The sequence below is a fragment of the Nonomuraea sp. CA-141351 genome, assembly GCF_050944675.1.
Classification (GTDB): domain Bacteria; phylum Actinomycetota; class Actinomycetes; order Streptosporangiales; family Streptosporangiaceae; genus Nonomuraea.
The window spans coordinates 8,619,580-8,638,818 of record NZ_CP191982.1; the positions used below are offsets into that span (position 1 = coordinate 8,619,580).

Annotated in this window: 18 protein-coding genes; 7 read left to right on the plus strand and 11 right to left on the minus strand. The window is 70.6% G+C overall.

What is annotated here, in order from left to right:
* Window positions 1–52: 52 nt before the first annotated feature.
* The 3 genes from ACQPWU_RS40535 to ACQPWU_RS40545 are packed head-to-tail and all read right to left on the minus strand — an operon-like array spanning window position 53 to window position 3,220.
* Complete coding sequence (locus tag ACQPWU_RS40535; RefSeq protein WP_433430977.1) at window positions 53–1,369, minus strand: sensor histidine kinase; 1,317 nt, start codon at window positions 1,367–1,369, stop codon at window positions 53–55.
* Window positions 1,370–1,421: 52 nt separating this feature from the next.
* The gene (locus ACQPWU_RS40540; RefSeq protein WP_433445407.1) at window positions 1,422–1,880 is read right to left on the minus strand and encodes a nucleoside deaminase; all 459 of its coding nucleotides are present in this window, start codon (window positions 1,878–1,880) and stop codon (window positions 1,422–1,424) included.
* Between the two features lie 14 nt (window positions 1,881–1,894).
* Window positions 1,895–3,220, minus strand: a complete 1,326-nt coding sequence (locus ACQPWU_RS40545; protein WP_433430978.1) for an MFS transporter — start codon at window positions 3,218–3,220, stop codon at window positions 1,895–1,897.
* Between the two features lie 123 nt (window positions 3,221–3,343).
* Here ACQPWU_RS40545 and ACQPWU_RS40550 point away from each other — a divergent pair, with 123 nt between their 5' ends.
* Window positions 3,344–5,125, plus strand: a complete 1,782-nt coding sequence (locus ACQPWU_RS40550) for an ABC transporter ATP-binding protein (RefSeq protein ID WP_433430979.1) — start codon at window positions 3,344–3,346, stop codon at window positions 5,123–5,125.
* On the plus strand, window positions 5,122–6,954 hold the full coding sequence (locus ACQPWU_RS40555) for an ABC transporter ATP-binding protein (protein WP_433430980.1): 1,833 nt from the start codon (window positions 5,122–5,124) through the stop codon (window positions 6,952–6,954). Before ACQPWU_RS40550 ends, ACQPWU_RS40555 begins: the two co-directional genes overlap by 4 nt.
* Before the next feature lie 2 nt (window positions 6,955–6,956).
* On the opposite strand, the gene ACQPWU_RS40560 is transcribed toward ACQPWU_RS40555, so the two are convergent.
* From ACQPWU_RS40560 to ACQPWU_RS40580, 5 genes are all read right to left on the minus strand, one after another.
* Complete coding sequence (locus ACQPWU_RS40560; protein WP_433430981.1) at window positions 6,957–7,379, minus strand: hypothetical protein; 423 nt, start codon at window positions 7,377–7,379, stop codon at window positions 6,957–6,959.
* 112 nt (window positions 7,380–7,491) lie between these two features.
* On the minus strand, window positions 7,492–7,821 hold the full coding sequence (locus ACQPWU_RS40565; protein WP_433430982.1) for a hypothetical protein: 330 nt from the start codon (window positions 7,819–7,821) through the stop codon (window positions 7,492–7,494).
* Between the two features lie 49 nt (window positions 7,822–7,870).
* On the minus strand, window positions 7,871–8,206 hold the full coding sequence (locus ACQPWU_RS40570) for a DUF202 domain-containing protein (RefSeq protein ID WP_433430983.1): 336 nt from the start codon (window positions 8,204–8,206) through the stop codon (window positions 7,871–7,873).
* Window positions 8,207–8,217: 11 nt separating this feature from the next.
* On the minus strand, window positions 8,218–8,544 hold the full coding sequence (locus ACQPWU_RS40575) for a YidH family protein (RefSeq protein ID WP_360713685.1): 327 nt from the start codon (window positions 8,542–8,544) through the stop codon (window positions 8,218–8,220).
* A 46-nt stretch (window positions 8,545–8,590) separates the two neighbouring features.
* The gene (locus ACQPWU_RS40580) at window positions 8,591–8,980 is read right to left on the minus strand and encodes a hypothetical protein (protein ID WP_433430984.1); all 390 of its coding nucleotides are present in this window, start codon (window positions 8,978–8,980) and stop codon (window positions 8,591–8,593) included.
* Window positions 8,981–9,052: 72 nt separating this feature from the next.
* On the opposite strand from ACQPWU_RS40580, the gene ACQPWU_RS40585 reads away from it, so the two are divergent.
* The 4 genes from ACQPWU_RS40585 (at window position 9,053) to ACQPWU_RS40600 (ending at window position 12,504) form a co-directional block, all read left to right on the plus strand.
* Window positions 9,053–9,640: an ArsR/SmtB family transcription factor gene (locus ACQPWU_RS40585; protein WP_433430985.1), complete on the plus strand. Its 588-nt coding sequence runs from the start codon at window positions 9,053–9,055 to the stop codon at window positions 9,638–9,640.
* Window positions 9,633–10,847, plus strand: a complete 1,215-nt coding sequence (locus tag ACQPWU_RS40590; RefSeq protein WP_433430986.1) for an MFS transporter — start codon at window positions 9,633–9,635, stop codon at window positions 10,845–10,847. Before ACQPWU_RS40585 ends, ACQPWU_RS40590 begins: the two co-directional genes overlap by 8 nt.
* A gap of 96 nt (window positions 10,848–10,943) precedes the next feature.
* Window positions 10,944–11,861, plus strand: a complete 918-nt coding sequence (gene bla / locus ACQPWU_RS40595) for a class A beta-lactamase (protein WP_433430987.1) — start codon at window positions 10,944–10,946, stop codon at window positions 11,859–11,861.
* A gap of 385 nt (window positions 11,862–12,246) precedes the next feature.
* A complete protein-coding gene (locus ACQPWU_RS40600) occupies window positions 12,247–12,504 on the plus strand; it encodes a UBP-type zinc finger domain-containing protein (RefSeq protein ID WP_433430988.1) in 258 nt (85 codons plus the stop codon).
* Here the strand turns inward: ACQPWU_RS40600 and ACQPWU_RS40605 are convergent.
* Together ACQPWU_RS40605 and ACQPWU_RS40610 are read right to left on the minus strand one after the other, a co-directional pair.
* Complete coding sequence (locus ACQPWU_RS40605; RefSeq protein WP_433430989.1) at window positions 12,501–14,078, minus strand: Na+/H+ antiporter; 1,578 nt, start codon at window positions 14,076–14,078, stop codon at window positions 12,501–12,503. The two genes, ACQPWU_RS40600 and ACQPWU_RS40605, sit on opposite strands and share 4 nt — an antisense overlap.
* Window positions 14,079–14,144: 66 nt before the next feature.
* Entirely contained in the window at window positions 14,145–15,320 is a 1,176-nt protein-coding gene (locus tag ACQPWU_RS40610) for a hypothetical protein (RefSeq protein ID WP_433430990.1), read from the minus strand.
* Between the two features lie 232 nt (window positions 15,321–15,552).
* Between ACQPWU_RS40610 and ACQPWU_RS40615 the strand changes: the two genes are divergently transcribed.
* Window positions 15,553–17,553, plus strand: a complete 2,001-nt coding sequence (locus tag ACQPWU_RS40615) for an ATP-dependent DNA helicase (protein ID WP_433430991.1) — start codon at window positions 15,553–15,555, stop codon at window positions 17,551–17,553.
* A 316-nt stretch (window positions 17,554–17,869) separates the two neighbouring features.
* Here the strand turns inward: ACQPWU_RS40615 and ACQPWU_RS40620 are convergent, their stop codons facing one another.
* Entirely contained in the window at window positions 17,870–18,934 is a 1,065-nt protein-coding gene (locus ACQPWU_RS40620; RefSeq protein ID WP_433445178.1) for an IS110 family transposase, read from the minus strand.
* Window positions 18,935–19,239: the final 305 nt, after the last annotated feature.

Below are 19,239 nucleotides of genomic sequence, written 5' to 3' on the forward strand. Positions count from 1 at the left end.
CCCGGCGGCCCGCCGGTGGCCGGGCGGCGATCACCGGCGGGCGCCGCGAGCCCTAATCGCGAGGCAGCCGCAGGACCATCCGGGTGTGCGGCCCCCCGTCCCCCACTTCCAGCGTCCCGCCGTGGGCTCTGGCGATGTCGCGGGCGATCGGGAGCCCCAGCCCGGTGCCCCCACTGTCCCGTGCCCGGGCCTGGTCGAGCCTGGTGAACCGCTCGAACACCCGCTCCCGCATCTCCACGGGAATGCCCGGCCCGTCGTCCAGCACCTCCACCACGACCTGGTCCGCCTGGCCCCGCGCGGAAACCCACACCCGGGAGTCCCCGTAGTGGTCGGCGTTGGACAGCAGGTTCGTCAGCACCCGGGCGAGCCGCAACCGGTTCCCCCGGACGAAGAGCCCCGGCTCCGCGTCCACGGCCAGAGGCAGCCGGCAGGGCCGCCGCGCGATCTCCTCCTCGACCAGCCGCCCCAGGTCGATCCGCTCCTTCGCCGCCTCCGACCCGGCGTCCAGCCGGGCCATCAGCAGCAGGTCGTGCACGATGTCCGACAGCCGCTGGACGTCCTTGAGCGCCGCCCGCCAGTTCGCCTCGTCCAGGTTCGCGAGGCCTTCCTCCAGCCGCACCATGAGCCCGGTGATCGGCGAGCGCAGCTCGTGGGAGGCGTCGGAGACGAAGCGCCGGTTCCGTTCCGCGGCGTCCTCCAGCCGTGCCAGGGTGTCGTTGACCGTGGCGGCCAGCTCGGCGACCTCGTCCCGCGTGCCGGGCACGTCGATGCGCCGGCTCAGGTCCTGGGCACTGATGCGTTCCAGCCCCGACCGGATCCGCTCCACGGGGGCCAGAACCCGGCCGACCCCGTACCAGGCGCCCCATCCCATCAGCGCCACCAGCACCGCCGCCGAGCCGGACAGGAGCAGGGGCAGGAACGGCGATCTCAGCAGGAACGGCTCGCGCAGGGCCGCGTAGGCGACGGCGGGCCCGTACACGCTGGCGGGGTTGCTCGTTCCCACCACGACCATGCACCCGCCGGGCAGGCACACCCGGTCCTGGACCTGCGAGTCGACGCCGGTTGGCCGGGCCCGGGTGATGGGCGGCCGGCCGGCGAGTGTCGTGTTGGCGGCCACGACGTGCCCGCCGCGGTCCACGACCTGCATGATGAACACGCCATTCCTGGGCGGGATCGGGCCGGTGAACCGCTGCCTGCCGATGACCATGGCGAGGTGGCGGCTGGCGTCGCCGGCCTGATCCACCAGGTCGGACCGCGCCTTCACAGGATACGTCAGCAAGATCGCCAGAACCCCGGCGAAGACGATGGCGCCGAACACCACCACCGTCGCGATGGTCATCCGGGCCCTGATGGAGCGGCCGAACACCATGGTCATACTGTGTCACGGACCGTACAAACCGCAGGTAAAACGGTGTACACCGTCAGTTGCGGACGCGCCGCCGGTGCAGCTCGCGGACCTCCTCGGCCAGCTCCGGCACCGGGCCCTCGACCACCACGCCGGGGGCGACCTCGTGGATCGGGAGCGTGCGTACGGGCGGCTGCGGGACGCCGAGCTCCGACAGCCACGAGGCGAGCTGCTCCGACGACGACACGTACACGATGCGGCCCAGCCCCACCCAGGCGTGCGCGGCGGCGCACATCGGGCAGTGCTCGCCGGAGGTGTAGACGGTGGCGGCCGCCCGCTCGGCGGGCGTCAGGTGCGCCGCCGACCAGCGGGCCAGGGCGAACTCCGGGTGCTGGGTGTTGTCACCGGAGGCCACTCGGTTGTGGTCCTCGGCCAGGACGACGCCGTCGCCCGAGACCAGCACCGAGCCGAACGGCTCGTCGCCCACCTCCAGCGCCCGGGTGGCCAGTTCGACACAGCGCCGCAGGTGCGGCATTTCCGATTCCGCGATCACGAGGACCCCATCCTAGAGCCGGCGAAGGTGAGCACGGCCGCGCAACAGTAGGCCACCGCCGCCACGACCGCCGCGTGGTGGATCCCCGCCACGAACGCCGGGGCCCGCGACGGATCGCCCGCGATGGCGCCGAGCGCGGCGACGCCGACCGCGCCGCCCGCCTGCCTGGCGGTGTTGTTGAGCGCGCTGGTCAGCCCTTCCCTGCCGTCGGGCGCGGCGCCCATGGCCAGGGCCACCACGCTGGGGGTGAGCAGGGCCGCCCCCACGCCGATCACCACCATGGCCACCAGTAGCGGGATATATCCGGAATTTGTGCGGAGCGGCAGCAGCAGTACGAAGCCCGCCACCAGCAGGGTCAGGCCCGCGAGCATGACCGGGGCCGGCCCGCGTCTGCCGGCCACCTTGCCCGCCAGGGCGGGCAGCAGGACCAGCGGGAGGAAGAGGGGCAGCAGCGACAGTCCCGCCTGGATCGGGGTGCGGTCGCGAATGGTCTGCAGGTAGAGGGTGAACAGGAGCATGACGCCGTTGATGCCGAAGTTCATGGTCGCGGCCACGACCGTGCTGACCGCGATGGGCCTCCTGCGAAGGAGGGGCAGGGGCAGCACGGGATCCTCGCGGTGATGCTCGACCAGGACGAACGCCACGCCCGCGATCAGCGCCGCGGCAGCCGCCACGATCACCGCCCAGGAGCCGGGCCCGGCCCGGCCCGCCTCGATGACGGTGAACGTGACCAGCGCGAGCATCGCCGTACCGAGCACCACGCCGGGCACGTCGAGCCGGCGTGGCGCGGGCTCGGCCTCCTCCACCATGCGCAGGATCACAGCGACCACCACGGCGATGACCGGCACGTTGATCCAGAAGACCCACGGCCAGCCGAGCAGTTCGACCAGAAGGCCGCCGAGCACCGGCCCGGCGGGCAGCGCCAGACTGCCGATCGCGGCCCACGCCCCGATGGCCCGGGCCTGCTGTTCGCGATCAGCGTAAAGGCGGGTGATCACGGCCAGCGTGCCCGGCAGGAGGAGGGCGGCGCCCATGCCCTGCGCCACGCGGGCCGCCACGAGCGGCCCGATTCCGGGCGAGAGCGCGCAGGCCGCCGAGGCCAGGCCGAAGACGATGAAACCGGCGGTGACGATGCGCTTATGCCCGTACCGGTCGCCGAGCGTGCCCCCGGCCAGCAGCAGGCCGGCGAGGGTGAGCTGGTAGGCGTCGACCACCCACTGCAGGTCGGCTAGATGCGGTGCGCCAGTGCCGCGCCCGATGGAGGGCAGGGCCACGTTCACGATCGTGACGTCGAGCAGGACGAAGAAGATTCCCGCGCACATCACGATAAAGGTAACGGTCCTCCGAAAATTCATGATTTCTCACTGTTTCCGCATGTCACGGACAGGAAACCTCTCGCGGAGGCTACTGAAAATCGGTTGATCCCACGTATTAGCCTAGAAGGGATGCCTCCCGATACGCACATACCTCGCCGTCCCCTGCTCTCCTCCAACTCCCTGTGGCGGATGAAGTCCTACCTCCGCCCGTACGCCGTCAGGCTGATCCTCATCTGGCTGACAGCGGTCGTCGGCATCGCAGCCGGCATCTCCATGCCCCTCATCAGTGAGAAGGTCATCGATGGCCCCATCCTCCATGGCGATCACGGAGCGTTACTCCCGCTGGGGCTCCTGGCACTCGGCGTGGGTGCCGTCGAAGCGTTCCTGATCTTCTTCAGGCGCTGGACGCAGATCACGCCCGTGCTGGGGCTCGAGACCCGCATCCGAGACGACCTCTACAAGCACCTGCAGCGCCTGCCGATGGGATTCCACGGCGACTGGCAGTCCGGCCAGTTGCTGTCGCGGGCCACGACCGACCTGTCCACCATCCGCCGTTTCCTCGGCTTCGGCATGCTCTTCCTGGTCATGAACGTGCTCCAGCTGATCACGGTGACCGTGCTGCTGCTGAACAAGTACTGGCCGCTGGGCCTGCTCGTCGCGGCCTCCGCCGTGCCGATCGTGTGGGTCTCCCTCCGCTTCGAGAAGCGCTACATCAAGATCTCCCGCCAGGTCCAGGACGAGCAGGGCGACCTCGCCACGCTCGTCGAGGAGTCGGCCATCGGCATCCGGACGATCAAGGCGTTCGGCCGCCGCCACCACGTCTACGACACCTACGACGACGCCGCGCTCAAGGTCTACGGCACCTCCATGGACAAGGTGCGCCTGTCGGCGAAGTTCTTCGCCTTCCTCGAGGTGATCCCCAACATCACGCTCGCCCTGGTGCTCCTGCTCGGCGCGCTGGCCGTCGGGTCCGGGGAGCTCACGCTGGGCGGGCTGGTCGCGTTCACGACGCTGATGCTGCAGCTGGTCTGGCCCATCGCGAGTCTCGGCTACATCCTGGCCATGGCCCAGGAGGCCGTGACCTCCGCCGACCGGGTCATGGAGGTCATGGACACCGTGCCGTCCATCGAGGGCGGCGCCGAGTCCATCGACAGGCCGCGCGGCCACCTGCGCTTCGAGGGCGTCGGGTTCCACTTCCCCGGCTCCGACCAGCCGGTGCTGCGCGATGTCTGGCTGGACGTACGCCCCGGTGAGACGGTCGCCATCGTGGGCGCGACCGGCTCGGGCAAGACCACGATGACCGCGCTGGTGCCCCGGCTGATCGACCCCACCGAGGGGCGCGTCACGATCGACGGTCATGACGTGCGCGACCTGACCCTGCCCGCCCTGCGCTCGGTGGTGGCCACCGCGTTCGAGGAGCCCACGCTGTTCTCGATGAGCGTGCGGGAGAACCTCACTCTCGGCCGGCTCGACGCCACCGAGGAGGAGCTGGCCTCGGCCATCCAGACCGCGCAGGCGATGTTCGTGTACGACCTGCCGTGGGGCCTCGACACCCGCATCGGCGAGCAGGGCCTGTCACTCTCCGGCGGCCAGCGGCAGCGGCTCGCCCTGGCCAGGGCCGTGCTGAGCAAGCCGCGGATCCTCGTGCTCGACGACACCTTGTCCGCGCTCGACGTGGAGACCGAGGCACTGGTGGAGGAGGCGCTGCGCCACGTGCTGCGCGACGCCACCGGCATCGTGGTGGCCCATCGGGCCTCCACCGTGCTGCTCGCCGACAAGGTGGCGCTGCTGCGCGACGGCACCATCACGCACGTCGGTCACCACAACGAACTGCTGACCGAGGTGCCCGAATACCGGGAGCTGCTGGCTCAGGACGCCGACTTCGACCCCACGGAAGGAGCGCTGCGTTGACCGCCACCACGACGACGACCTGGCGCGGCGTCGCCTCCGAGGATCAGGACGAGCTGCCGGAGAAGGTCTCCGTCCTACTGCGGGACCGTTCCCGGAGGTTGCTGGGCGACCTGCTCACGCCGTACCGGAAGCAGATCGCGCTGCTGACGGCGATCATCATCGTCTCCAACCTGGCGGGACTCGCGATCCCCTACCTGGTCAAGGTGGGCATCGACGCGGGCATCCCGCCGATGCTGCGCGGCAGCGGTCCTGCCACGCTGCTGACCGTGGTCGGGGTCATCCTGGCCGCCGCGGTGACGCAGGCGCTGACCAGGCAGGCGTTCCTGCGGCTGTCGGGGAGGATCGGCCAGAGCATCCTGCTGGAGTTGCGCAGGAGGGTGTTCGACCACTTCCAGCGGCTGTCGCTGAGCTTCCACGAGAAGTACACCTCCGGCCGGGTCATCTCCCGGCTCACCTCCGACATCGAGGCCATCGCCGAGCTGCTCCAGTCGGGGTTCGACGGGCTGGTGACGGCGGTGCTGACGATGTTCGGCACGGCGGCGCTGCTGCTGGTGCTGGACGTCCACCTCGGCCTGGTGGCATTGATCCCGCTGCCGCTGCTGCTGCTGTTCACCAAGTGGTTCAGACGGCAGTCGGCGATCGTGTACCGGCGCACCCGGGAGACGGTGGCCCTGGTGATCGTGCACTTCGTGGAGTCGATGACCGGCATCCGCGCGGTGCAGGCCTTCCGCAGGGAGCCGCGTAACCAGGAGATCTTCGAACAGCTCAACGACGACTACCGCGACGCCAACGCCCGCAGCATGCAGCTCATCGCGGTCTTCATGCCCGGGATCAAGCTGATCGGCAACATGACGGTCGGCGGCGTGCTGATCTACGGCGGTTACCTGGCCTTCAACCAGGAGGTCACGGTCGGCGTGCTGGCCGCGTTCCTGCTGTACCTGCGGCAGTTCTACGAGCCGATGCAGGAGATCAGCCAGTTCTACAACACGCTCCAGTCCGCGGGCGCGGCACTGGAGAAGCTGTCGGGCGTGCTGGAGGAGGAGCCCTCCGTGCCGGAGCCGCGCAAGCCCGCGGCGCTGCCGCAGGGCAGGGCGCGGGGCAAGGTGCGCTTCGAGGGCGTCAGGTTCGCCTACGTCGAGGAGATGCCGATCCTGCCCCGTCTCGACCTCACGATCCCGGGCGGGCAGAGCGTGGCGCTGGTCGGGGCGACGGGCGCGGGCAAGACGACGCTGGCCAAGCTGATCTCCCGCTTCTACGACCCCACCGACGGCCGCGTGCTGCTCGACGGCGTCGATCTTCGCACGCTGGACGAGCCGACACTACGCCAGGCCGTGGTCATGGTGACGCAGGAGAACTTCCTGTTCAGCGGTACGGTCGCCGACAACATCAGGTTCGGCCGGCCCGACGCCAGTGACCGGGAGGTACGCGAGGCGGCCAAGGCGATCGGCGCGCACGACTTCATCTCGGGCCTGCCGGACGGCTACGAGACCGAGGTGGGCAAGCGCGGCGGCCGCATGTCGGCCGGGCAGCGCCAGCTCGTCGCCTTCGCCAGGGCGTTCCTCGCCGATCCGGCCGTGCTGATCCTGGACGAGGCCACCTCCAGCCTCGACGTGCCGAGTGAGCGGCTGGTGCAGCGCGCGCTGCGGACGATCCTGGCCGACCGGACGGCGCTGATCATCGCGCACCGGCTCTCGACGGTGGAGATCGCCGACCGGGTGCTGGTGATGGATCGGGGCGAGATCGTCGAGGACGGGCCGCCGGACCGGCTGATCGCCGCCTCTGGCCGGTTCGCCGGGCTGCACCAGGCGTGGCTGGAGAGCCTCAGCTAGCCCTAGTGGTGGTGTGCCACGGCCACGGTGTTCGCGTACAGCTCGTAGCCGACGAACATCGCCAGCGGCACCCCGAGTGCGACTAAAAGCCTGCCGGGCAGGTGCGTCCGCGGCGCGGACATCCTGCCCGGCTGCCCTGCGGCCGGCGCGAAGACCGGCGCGGGCTCCGGCGCGGGATCGGGCACCAACTCGGGATGCCGTGCTAAATACCCCGAGGGGAAGGAGGTTACGTGGTAAGCGCCGCAGTGCGGGCAGCACGTGCCCGACCAGGGCGGCTGCACAGACACTCCCGAGCTGAGCCAGATCTCGACCTCGTTGCCGTGGACGTCGGTGAGGTGTCTGACGACGAAATCCTCTTCCCAGACGTACAGGCAACGAAGGCATTCGAAGGGCCACTTCTCGCGGGCCTCGAACCCGTCTGGCATCAGGACCACCCCCGGCTTCCGGATCGCCGTTCGCCCCTGAGTGTCCGCCGGGTCCGCCACCTCCGCAAGACGCGCTTTGTGACACTTGGCGTTATGGAATGCTCACCAAGTGTCAGGTTATACGTTCGTAAAACAGCGGATACTTGACCGGGCTGCGCAGCTTCGACTCGTCGGGTTTCGGGGGGCTGGCCGGCGGGATCAGCTCCGGATGGCGTGAGAGATAGCCCTCCGGGAACGTCGTGGCCTGCTGGCTCCCGCAACGGGGGCAGATGACGGCGCCCGGCGACGGCGGTAGCACGGGCAGCCCGCCGCGCAGCCAGATCCGACATTCGTTTCCGTGACCATCAACGGCGTGCCTGACGACGTATTCCTCTTCCCAGACGTGCCAGCAACCGCGGCACTCGAAAGGCACGTTCCTTCGTTCTTCTTCCAACGAGGTCACCCCCTCACCTTTGAGTGTGTGCCTCCTCCTCCGGATCTCGCAACCTGGGTCACCGAACCACGAACACAAAGGTCAAAGCGCCCGCCACCACGCTCAACGTGCCGAGCCAGGCGAAGAACACGTCGATCCCGGGTTCCAGGGGCCTGCCGCCGTGCAGGGCCTCCTGCACGCGGCGCCACCGTACCCCCGTCCTGATGAGCAGCACGCTGCCGCAGAGCGCGGCCAGCGCGAAGGCCGCGACGGCGGGCAGGGGCAGGCCCTGCCTCAGCGACAGCCCGGCCGCGCCGAGGCCGCCGGTGCACAGCGCCACGGCCGTACGCACCCAGGCCAGGCGGGTGCGCTCGCTCTGCAGCCCGCTGTCCCAGATCTCCTTCTCCGGTGCCATCTCGACGCCGCTCAGGCCGCCAGGATGATCAGGATCAGGGCGATCACCGCCACCGCCGCCACCCCGTACCCGAAGACGGCCGCGAGCGCGGGCGGCGGCAGCGGCGCCTGCTGGCGCAGGGCGCGCTGGATGTGACGCCAGCGCGGGTAGGCCATGCCCGCCGCCAGCGCGGAGAGCGTCACGAGCACGATGGCCAGCGCGGTACGGATCCACGGCACGAACACGTGCGGCGGCACGGCCGCCATGGCCACCCCGCCCGCGCTGAGCGCCAGCGCCGTGCTCAGCCAGGTGAGGAAGGTGCGTTCGTTGGCCAAGGTAAAACGCGGGTCGGGTTCCATAGGAAAAACGGTAGTTCGTCCCTATTACCCCTAGAGAAGCCGGGATTCAGCCAGTGCAGGCCTTGGTCACCTTCTCCACGTAGGCCGCGCTCTCGGTGGCGACCTTCTGGGCCGCGTCCACGGCGTCGTTGACGTTCTTGACGCTGATGCCGCTCAGCGTCTTGGCCAGGTCATCGGAGGCCTGCTTGATCGTGGTGTTGGCGGCTTTGTCGGCGACGTCGTTGAGCTTGGCCGCGGCGTCGTCGAGGGCCTTGTCCATGGCCTTGGGGTCATCGGTGAGCTTGGTGACCTGGGCGCCCAGCTCCGTGACGATCTTCGGGGCTTCGATGCACGCCTGGGCCTTGTCGATGGTGTTGTTGACCTCGCCACATCCCGCGGCGAAGACACACACGGCGAAGGCTGCCAGAGGGACGAACCGGCTCTTGAGGAGTCGCATGCTTCGACCCTACCCAACGCATTCCAAAGGATTCCTTGACACCTGCCGGGCGCGCGGACCAAGATTCCAAGCATGTCTTTGGAGTCTTCACGGCGACGGCTGCTCGACGACGCGGCGGCGATGCGGGCGTTCGCGCATCCGGTGCGGCTGGCGCTGCACGAGCTGCTGCTGAGGGCGGGCGCCATGACCGCCGCCGACGCCGGGCGGGAGGTCGGCATCAGCCAGGCGCTGGCCTCGTACCACCTGCGGCAGCTGGCCAAGTACGGCTTCGTGGAGCAGGCGGAGGCCAGGGACGAGCGCGAGCGGCCGTGGAAGGTGACCGAGACCGTCCAGGACTGGGACGACGGCGCGACGGCGGAGCAGGCGGCCGCCCGGAGCCTGCTGGAGCAGGTCATCGCCGAGCGGGCCCTGTCGCGGCTGGTCGAATGGCAGCAGCACCGGCAGGACGAGCCCGGGGCGTGGCGGCGGATCGGCGGCGTGGGCAACACGTACCTCTACGCCACGCCGGACGAGGTGACGGCGGTGAGCGCCGCCATCGCCGAGCTGCTCGGGCCGCTGATGGCGCGCGTCGACGACCCGTCGGCGCGTCCCGGGGACGCCCGCCCGGTGCTGCTGACCCAGGTCGTGGTCCCCCTGCCTCCCACCGGCTCCGGTGACTGAGACCCGGCCCGCCGAAGGGGTCTGGGCGCTGGTGGGCGGCAACCGGGATTACCGGCGGTTGCTCCTCGCCGGGCTGATCTCGCAGACCGGCGACTGGGTGGTCGGCACCGGCCTGGCCTTCTACGTCTACCGGCTGACCGGCTCGACGCTGTCCACCGCGATCATGCTGCTGGTCTCGCGGCTGCCCGACGTCGTGCTCGGGTCCGTGGCCGGGATGCTGGCCGACCGGTGGGACCGCCGCCGGCTGCTGGTCGCCACCGACGTGCTGCTCGCGCTCGGGCTGCTGCCGCTGCTCGCCGTACGGGAGCCGGCCCAGGTGTGGATCGTGTACGCCGTCGCCCTGTGGACCGGCGTCCTGAGCACGGTGCTCACACCCGCGCAGCGGGCGCTCGTGCCGCAGATCGTGGCGGAGTCCCACCTCGTACGGGCCAATGCCCTGCACAGTCAGACCGGCCAGGTCGCCCGCCTGCTGGGTGCGATGCTGGGCGGGATCGCCGTCAGCGCCGGAGGGCCGGCCGCGGTCGTCCTGATCGACGTGGGCAGCTTCCTGATCTCCGCGATCCTGCAGGCCACGCTCCGGACGCCAGGGCGCCCCGCGAAAGCGGCCACGATGAGCGGGCAGTGGGTCGCCGGGCTGCGCCTGGCCGCGCGCGAGGCGGGCATTCGCCTGCTGGTGGCGTACATGGTGATCACAGGGCTGGGCGAGGGGATCTTCGCCACGCTCGCGGCGCCCTTCGTCTCTGACGTGCTCGGGGGCGACGGCGACGCGTACGGGCTGTTCCTGTCCGTGCAGGCGGTGGGCGGGATCGCAGGCGGGCTCGTGGTCGCCCTCCATCCGGGCCGCGCCGCGCCGCGGGTGCTGCTGGGCTGTGCGACGGTCGTCTTCGGGGTGATGGATCTGGCGCTGTTCACGTACCCGCTGGCGGTGCCCGCACTGTGGCCGGCGCTCGTGCTGATCGGCCTGGCCGGGGTGCCCGCGGCGGCCGCGATGGCGGGGTTCACCACGCTGGCCCAGAGCGTCACGGCCGACGACCACCGGGGAAGCGTGTTCGGCATCCTGGGCAGCGCCCAGGCGGCCACGGCGCTGGCCGGCATGGTGCTGGCCGGGGTGCTCGGCGGGGCGGTCGGCGTCGTGCCCGCGTTGTGCCTGCACGCCGCCGGGCTCATCACGGCCGGCATACTGGCTCTGACCTGGTCTCATGACTGAGCCGATATCGACCCCTTCGCGATATCGCTATTAGACATGCAGTGATCACATCTGCTTTGCTCCTTGCCCATTGACGGACGACAGCAAGGACCAAGCATGCGAAACCGCCGCTTCACGGCAATGACCACGTTGACGATCTCCCTCCTGGCGGGCGGCGCCGTCCCGGCGAGCACGGCGTCCGCCGCGACCTCGGTGCAGGTGGTCTCGGGCGAGGCACAGGCCCGCAAGGAGCTGCGCGCGCTGGAGGCGTCCTTCAAGGGCCGCATCGGCGCGTACGCGATCGACACCGCCACCGGGAAGACGGTCGCCTACCGGTCGGGCGAACGTTTCCCGCTGCTGTCCACGTTCAAGGCGATGGCCTGCGCGGCCGCGCTGCACAAGGCCCGCACCTCCGACCCGGGGCTGATGGACAAGGTCGTGCACTGGACGGCCGACGAGGTCAAACCGAACTCCCCCACCACCGAGCAGCACGTGAAGGACGGTCTGACCGTCAGCCGGCTGTGCGAGGCGGCCATCACCCTGAGCGACAACACCGCGGGCAACATGGTGCTCAAGCAGCTCGGCGGACCGGCCGGCCTGACCCGGTACTTCAGGACGCTGAAGGACCCGATCTCCCGCCTGGACCGCTGGGAGACCGAGCTGAACGACTGGACGGCCAAGGACAAGCGCGACACCACCACTCCCGCCTCCATCGCCCGCGACCTGCGCGCGGTCACGACCGGGAACGCGCTCGACGCCAAGGACCGGCAGCAGCTCAACACCTGGCTGCTCGCGACCAAGACGGGCGGCACCCGCATCCGCGCCGGGCTGCCCAAGACCTGGACGGTCGGGGACAAGACCGGCACGAACTCGGCGTTCGGCGGCGCGAACGACATCGCGGTCGTCTGGCCCGCCAAGGACGCCGCCCCCATCATCATGGTGATCTACACCAACCGGGCCCCTGGCGAGGCGGTTGACGACACAGCGCTCGCCCGCACCGCCACCATCCTCGCCCGCGCCCTCGGCAAACTCTGAGCTCTCCCTGGGTTACGGCCGCGCACGGCCCGCCGCACTTCGGCTGACGACTCCCCATACGTTACGGCTGCGCACGGGCAGGCCACCCACCGCACTTCGGCTGATGGCCCTCCAGGAACCGGCCTCTGACCCTTCACCGGCTGAGCGCCGTTACGGAGCGCACACTTGACCGGCTGGGTGGTTGAGCCCTGTCCGCCGCACGTCCGACGCCACCGGCCCGGCTAGGAGTGGCGCGGGATCAAGACAGTGGGGCCGCCGTGCCCGTCGCCTGCCTTGCCGTCCCACACGACGGTGGCGCGGGCAAATTCCGGCACGCGGGCAACCGAATCTCCGGCACAACCGGTCCCCGGATGCGGCTCGCGGCAATAGTCATAGGATTTCTTGTATGGCAACTTGTGAGCATCTTTCCAAGGCGGACGACCCGGTGGCGAAGACGCCTGAGGGCTGCGAGGAGTGCCTGGCGGTCGGCGGCCGCTGGGTGCACCTGCGGCGCTGCCTGGAGTGCGGCCACATCGGCTGCTGCGACTCCTCGCCGGGCAAGCACGCCACCAAGCACTTCCACGACACGAGCCATCCGGTGATCCAGTCGTTCGAACGCGGCGAGGACTGGCGGTGGTGCTTCGTCGACAGCCAGATGGGCTAGCGCTCCAGTATCGCCTCTTCGAAGTCGAGCTCGGCCATCACCTCGCGCAGCACCTCGTCGTCGAGGCGGCGCTCGTCGCGCAGACGTACGAAGACCTGCCGCTCGGCCTGGAGCATGTCGCGGCGCAGGCGGCGATAGAGCGTGCTGGGGGTCTCCGCGCCGCCCGGCCCGCTGCCGCCGCCCAGGCGCTCCCAGGCGGTCAGTGAGCGGCGCCACGACTTCTCCCTGAGCTGGTCGATGACCTGCTTCTGGATCTCGTCGGGCTCGCCGTGCTCTCGCACCAGCCGGTCGAGCTCCGCCAGGCCCGCCTCCAGCGCGGCCTGCTGGGCCGCCGCCTCGGCCAGGCGGTCCTCGTACTGCTCCCGCTCGCTCGACACGCCCAGCCGCTTGATCAGCGCGGGGAACGTGGTGCCTTGGATGAGCAGGGTGCCGATCACGGTCGTGAACGTCAGGAAGAGCAGCATCGCGCGGTCCCGCGCGGGGACCGCCGGATAGATGGCGAACGCCGCCGCCAGCGACACCACGCCCCGCATGCCTGCCCAGCCGAGTATCACCGTCTGCTGCACGGTCGGCCGCGCGTGGCCCCTGCCCAGCAATTTGGTCAGGTACGACACCGCGAACACCCACACGAACCTGCTGGCGATCGTCACCCCCAGCACGGCGGCGGCGTAACCCGCGACGGCCCACGGGCTGTAGCCGGAGATGCCCTGGACCACGGTCGAGAGCTGCAGCCCGATCAGGGCGAACACGATCGTCTCGAGGAAGAAGTCGGTGACCTTCCACACCGCGTCCGACACCAGCCGCGTCCCGAACCCCTGCAGGTGCATGCGGTTGCCCAGGTAGAGGCCCACGATCACCACGGCGATCACGCCGGAGGCGTGCACCGTCTCCGCCGCCAGATAGGCGGCGAACGGGATCAGCAGCATCAGCGTGTTCTCGACCAGCGAGTCGCGCGTGTGCCGGAACAGCCAGGCCAGCGCGAACGCCAGCACCAGCCCGATCGCCACGCCGACCGCCGCGGAGTACAGGAACTGGCCGAGGCTGTGCCACAGGTCCACGGCCCCGCCGACGGCGGCCCCGAGCGCCACCCGGTACGCCGTCAGCGCCGTGGCGTCGTTGAACAGGCTCTCCCCCACCAGGATCGTCAGCGTCCTGCGCGGCAGGCCCAGCCGGCGGCCGACCGCGACGGCGGCGACGGCGTCGGGCGGCGCGATGATGGCGCCCAGCGCGAACGCCAGCGCGAGCGGCAGGGCGGGCAGCAGCAGGTGGACGACCAGCCCGACGACGACCGTGGTGAACAGCACGAGCCCGATCGACAGCAGGGCCACGGCCCGCTTGACCTCACGCAGGCTCAGGTAGGAGCTGTCGAGCGCGGCGGAGTAGAGCAGCGGGGGCAGGAACACGTACAGCACCAGCTCCGGCTGCAGCGGCACCGCCGGCACCAGCGGCGAGACCAGCAGTCCCGCCGCGACCAGCAGCAGCGGGGCCGGCCAGCCCCTGTGCCGCGCGACGGCCGCGACGCCGATCGCGCCACCGGCCACCAGCAGCAGTTGCAGGCCCAAGGTCGGATTCACCGGCACTCCTTCCGCCTCGGCCCGATCGCCTCGCCAGGAGCGTACCTGCCGGCTCTCAGGAGCGCCTCACCACTCCCGGCGGTCGCTCCGCTCGTGGTAGTCCGGCTGCTGCTCCGGGCGCAGGCGCTCGCCTGTGGAGAACATGGGATCCCCGACGTAGGGACGGGACAACTGCTCCGGCTGCGGGGGCTCCTGCCGCCCCAGGGCCAGCAGCGGGTCCACGGGGTTCGGCTGGCTCTGCTGGTAGGAAGCGTACTCGTCGTGAACGGGCTGGGGCGCGGACCGGCGCCTGCCCGCGCCCGGGATGCCGTGCATAGGCGTGCCCAGCCCAGCGGCGCCCTGGCTCTGCTGGGGCTGCTGGGGCTGCTGGTACGCCTCAGGCCGCCTGGCGTAGGGGTCCGAGGGGTACGGGTCGCTCGGGAACTGGTCGGCGCGGTGCGGGGACTGCTGGTGGGGCGCGGCCGCCTGGGAGGGGAAGCCGAGCGGGTCGGTGCTCAGCGGCGACTGGCCGCGCTGGTCGCCGGGCATCTGGTAGACGGGCGCGACGTCGGAGTACTGGGGGCCGGTGAAGGGCTCGGGCTGAGCGTGGCCGGAGTACTGGGGCGACTCGACGGTGTACTGGGGGCCGCTGAAGGGGTCGCCGGTGTATCGCTGCTGAGGGGCGGTCGTGTCCACGTATTGCGGCCCCGTGAACGGGCTGCGCTCGCCGTAGGCCGGGTCGCCATAGGCGGGGGTCTCCCTGGCAGGCTCGCCGTAGGCCGGAGCCGCCTCCCTGGGAGGTTCGCCGTAGGCCGGGGGCATGCTGCTGTCCCGCGGCGCCGTGGTCTCGCCGTACGAGGCCACCAGCTTGTCCTGGTGGGCGGCAGGGGCGCCCCTGGCCACGAGGACGTCGTTGGGCGACAGAGCGGCCGTGGGCCGGTCGTCGGGCTGGTGCTGCGGCGGTTGCTGAGCGTGCTGAGGCGGCCGATGGTACTGACCGGTGCCCGGGATGACCTCGGTGCCCGGATCGTGCGCGGGCACGGCGGGCTGCTCACCCGTGGCCTCGGCATAGCCCTCGTCGAGCGTGTCGAGCAGGCGGCCGACGTCCTCCATCGGCATGCGGAAGCTCGCTGTGCACATCTCGCCGCGCCAGAGGCTGAGGACCAGCGTGCCCTCATGCCACGTGACACGGAGGCACCGCTCCTGACCTCGTGCATCGAAGAACACTTCGCCGAACGACGGCAACGGGACAACTTCCGACATGGCAGACATACTGCTTTAACCAGCCTTTATCCGTCCACTCAACCCCGGAAAACCCTCTGGAAACCGGACTTCCCACCTACACCGGGAACCCCTTTGGTCACACCGAGTGAAGACCTTCTTCGCCCGGCTGGATTCCCGGTCGCCCAGTGTGCCATGGGAGCCGCCGCGAGCGTCCGGGGAACGCCGGGATGCGTCTGGCCGATCACACCGCGTTCGGCACGGCGACCCCGGAATGCGGGTAGCGTTTACTGCCGTGCCGGACTCCCATCTCCCGTCAGTGGACGAACTGCTCAAGGTCGCGGTAAACGCTCTCGGAGGGAGCGAACGGCAGGGCCAGATCACCATGGTCCAGGCCGTGCAGCGGGCCATCGACGACGAGGAGCATCTGGCGGTCCAGGCCGGCACGGGCACCGGGAAGTCGCTGGCGTACCTCGTGCCGTCGATCCGCCACGCGATGGACAGCGACTCGCCCGTCGTGGTCTCCACGGCCACGATCGCGCTGCAGCGCCAGCTCGTCGACCGCGACCTGCCCCGGCTGGCCGAGGCGCTGGGCAAGGAGCTGCCGCACGAGCCGACGTTCGCGATCCTGAAGGGCCGTCGCAACTACCTGTGCCGCTACAAGGCGACGGCGGGCTGGCCCGAGGAGGACGAGCAGGACCAGCTCTTCGACCCGCGCGAGGTGAGCGCGACCGGCCGCATGGTGCAGCGCATCCAGGAGTGGGCCGACGAGACCGAGACCGGCGACCGCGACGAGCTGGTGCCGGGGGTGAGCGAACAGGCGTGGCGGCAGTTCTCGGTGAGCGCGCAGGAGTGCCTGGGCGCCCAGCGCTGCCCGAGCGGCGCCGAGTGCTTCGCCGAGCTGGCCCGTGCCCGGGCGGGCGAGGTGGACGTCGTGGTGACCAACCACGCGCTGATGGCCATCGACGCCATGGGCGACCTGCCGGTGCTGCCGGAGCACGAGGTCGTGGTCGTGGACGAGGCCCACGAGCTGGTCGACCGGGTGACGTCGGTGGTGACCGGCGAGCTGTCGGAGCTGACCGTGTCGCTGGCCGTGCGCCGGGTGGGCCGGCTGATCGAGCAGACGATCGCCGACCAGCTCCAGGAGGCGGGCGAGGACCTCAAGGCACTGCTGGCCGCCGCGCCGCCCGGGCGCATCGACGAGCTGCCGCAGGTGCTCGGCCTGACGCTGGCGCTGGTGCGCGACACCGCCTGGCGGTGCATCACGGCGCTGGGGCCGCGCGGCGCCGACAAGGACGACCCCGACAAGGCGGGGCAGCGCAAGGCCGCGTTCTCGGCGCTGGACGAGGTGCACGACACGGCCGTGCGCATGCTCGAGGCGTACGGCCACGCCTCGGAGACCGACCGCGCCGAGGTGGTCTGGCTCGACGCCGGCACCGACCGCCGCCCGCCCATGCTGCGCGTCGCGCCCCTGTCGGTGAGCGGGATGCTGCGCGACAAGCTGTTCGGGGAGCGCACGGTGATCCTCACCTCCGCCACGCTCGCGCTCGGCGGCACGTTCGACGGGCTCGCCGCGCAGTGGGGGCTGGGCGAGGGCAAGGGCTGGCAGGGCATCGACGTGGGCTCCCCGTTCGACCACCCGCGCGCGGGCATCCTGTACGTCGCCAAGCACCTGCCGCAGCCCGGGCGTGACGGGCTGCCGCAGCAGTACCTGGACGAGATCGTCGAGCTGATCGAGGCGGCCGGGGGGCGCACCCTGGGGCTGTTCTCATCGATGCGAGCGGCCAAGGCGGCCACGGAGGCGCTTCGCGAGCGCCTGGACGTGCCGCTCCTGTGCCAGGGGGACGACTCGACGATGCTGCTGGTCAAGCAGTTCGCCGAGGACGAGCCGACATGCCTGTTCGGCACCCTGTCGCTGTGGCAGGGCGTGGACGTGCCCGGGCCCTCGCTGCGTCTGGTCATCATCGACCGGGTGCCGTTCCCCCGCCCCGACGACCCGCTGACGTCGGCCAGACAGCGCCACGTGGCGGCCAAGGGCGGCAACGGCTTCATGGCGGTCGCCGCCAACCACGCCGCCCTGCTGCTGGCCCAGGGCACGGGCCGGCTGCTGCGGGCGCAGAACGACAAGGGCGTGATCGCGGTCCTGGACCCCCGCCTCGCCACGGCCCGCTACAGCGGCTTCCTCCTGGGCTCCCTCCCCCCGTTCTGGCGCACCACGGATCCGGCGATCCCCAGGGCCGCCTTGAAGCGCCTGGCAACGGAATCGACTGACTGACCACCCTGGCCGCCCGTCGTTGTGACACGGGAGTTTGCGCTGCGGTCAGCGCAGCGGGCACGGGCACGTCGCGGGGCGTGCGCGCTGCGAGCGCGCGCGTCACGGGGCGTGCGCGCTGCGGGCGGGCGGTCACGGGGCGTGCGCGCTGCGAGGGGGCGCGTCACGGGTGAGGGCGTTCTTGGGCGCCGGTGCGGCGAGAAGCCGTGCGGCGGAGCTCGGCGCAACGCGTGCGGCGAGCAGGGGGGCGCACCACCCAGCCGGTCAAGTGTGCGCTCCGTAACGGCGCTCAGCCGGTGAAGGGATGCTCCTATTGATGTCAAGCGGTGGGATCATGATCGTTTTTGGTGATGATCTGGTAGAGCTCGCGGGCGATGTAGCGTTTGAGGCAGCGGATGATCTCTTTCTTGGACAGGCCGTCTTGGGTGCGTCGTTCCATGTAGTCGCGGGTGCGGGGGTCCCAGCGCAGGCGGACGAGGGCGATGCGCCAGAGGGCTGCGTTGGCTTGGCGGTCGCCGCCGCGGTTGAGGCGGTGCCGGTGGGTTTTGCCGGATGATGCGGGGATTGGGGCGACCCCGCAGAGCATGGCGAAGGCGGCTTCGGAGCCGAGCCGGTCGTGGTTTTCCCCGGCGGTGACCAGGAGTTGGCCGGCGGTGTCGGGTCCGAGGCCGTGGACGGCGAGTAGGGCGGGGTTGATGGCGGCCACGAGGGGGTGCAGGAGTTCGTCGAGGTCGTTGATCTCGGCGGTGAGCTGCTGGTGGCGGCGGGCCAGGGAACGCAGCGCGATCGTCGTCGCGGTGGCCGGGTCGTGGGCGTGGGCGTGGTCGGGGCGTAGGGCGGCGCAGGTCGTGATGAGTTTCTTGACGGGCAGGGCGCGGAGCTGGGCGCGCAGGTCGTCGGGGGCGGTGACGATCAGGGCCTTCATCTGGCGCTGTGCGTCGGCGCGCTGGTCGACGGCCGAGCGGCGGGCGATGCGCAGGCAGCGCAGGGCTTCTACGCGGCCGTCGCGCTGTTTGGGGGTGCCGGTGTGGTCTGCGGCGAGCGCCGCCTTGGCCGCCTGGATCGCGTCGATCGGGTCGGACTTGCCCTGGAAACGGCGGGTCTTGCGATCGGGCCGGTCGACTTCGGCCAGCTCCATCCCCTGCTCACGCAGGTAACGGGTCAGTCCGGCACCGTAGGCGCCGGTTCCCTCGACTCCGATGATTTTCACGGTGCCGAACGATTGCAGCCAGGTCAGCAGCGCGGCGTATCCGGCGGTGCCGGTGGGGAACTGCTCGCTGCCCAGGACCCGGCCGACCATGTCGATCACGGCTGCGGTGTGGGTGTCTTGATGGGTGTCGACGCCGCCGGCGACTTCGCTACTCGTCACGGCCTGGGGTGTAATGGAGGGCATCGTCGTCCTGTGCTCTTGACCGGTGGGCAGGGCGGCACGCACCAGCCGGGCAACGCGGACAAGACAGAGAAGGGGCCTCTGGCCAGGCTCCTATGAGGTCACAACGCCACGTCCAGTGAGTGCCGGCGAGCACCTCCCGCCCCAAGCCGACAGATCCCGTTGAAGACTCGAAGTCAGTCAGAGGCTGGGTCAGACCCTGGCGGGAGGTGCTCACCTACATCATCTCTGTCAGAGGCCGTTTCCTGGAGGGCCGTCAGCCGAAGTGCGGCGGGTGGTTTTCCCGTGCGCAGCCGTAA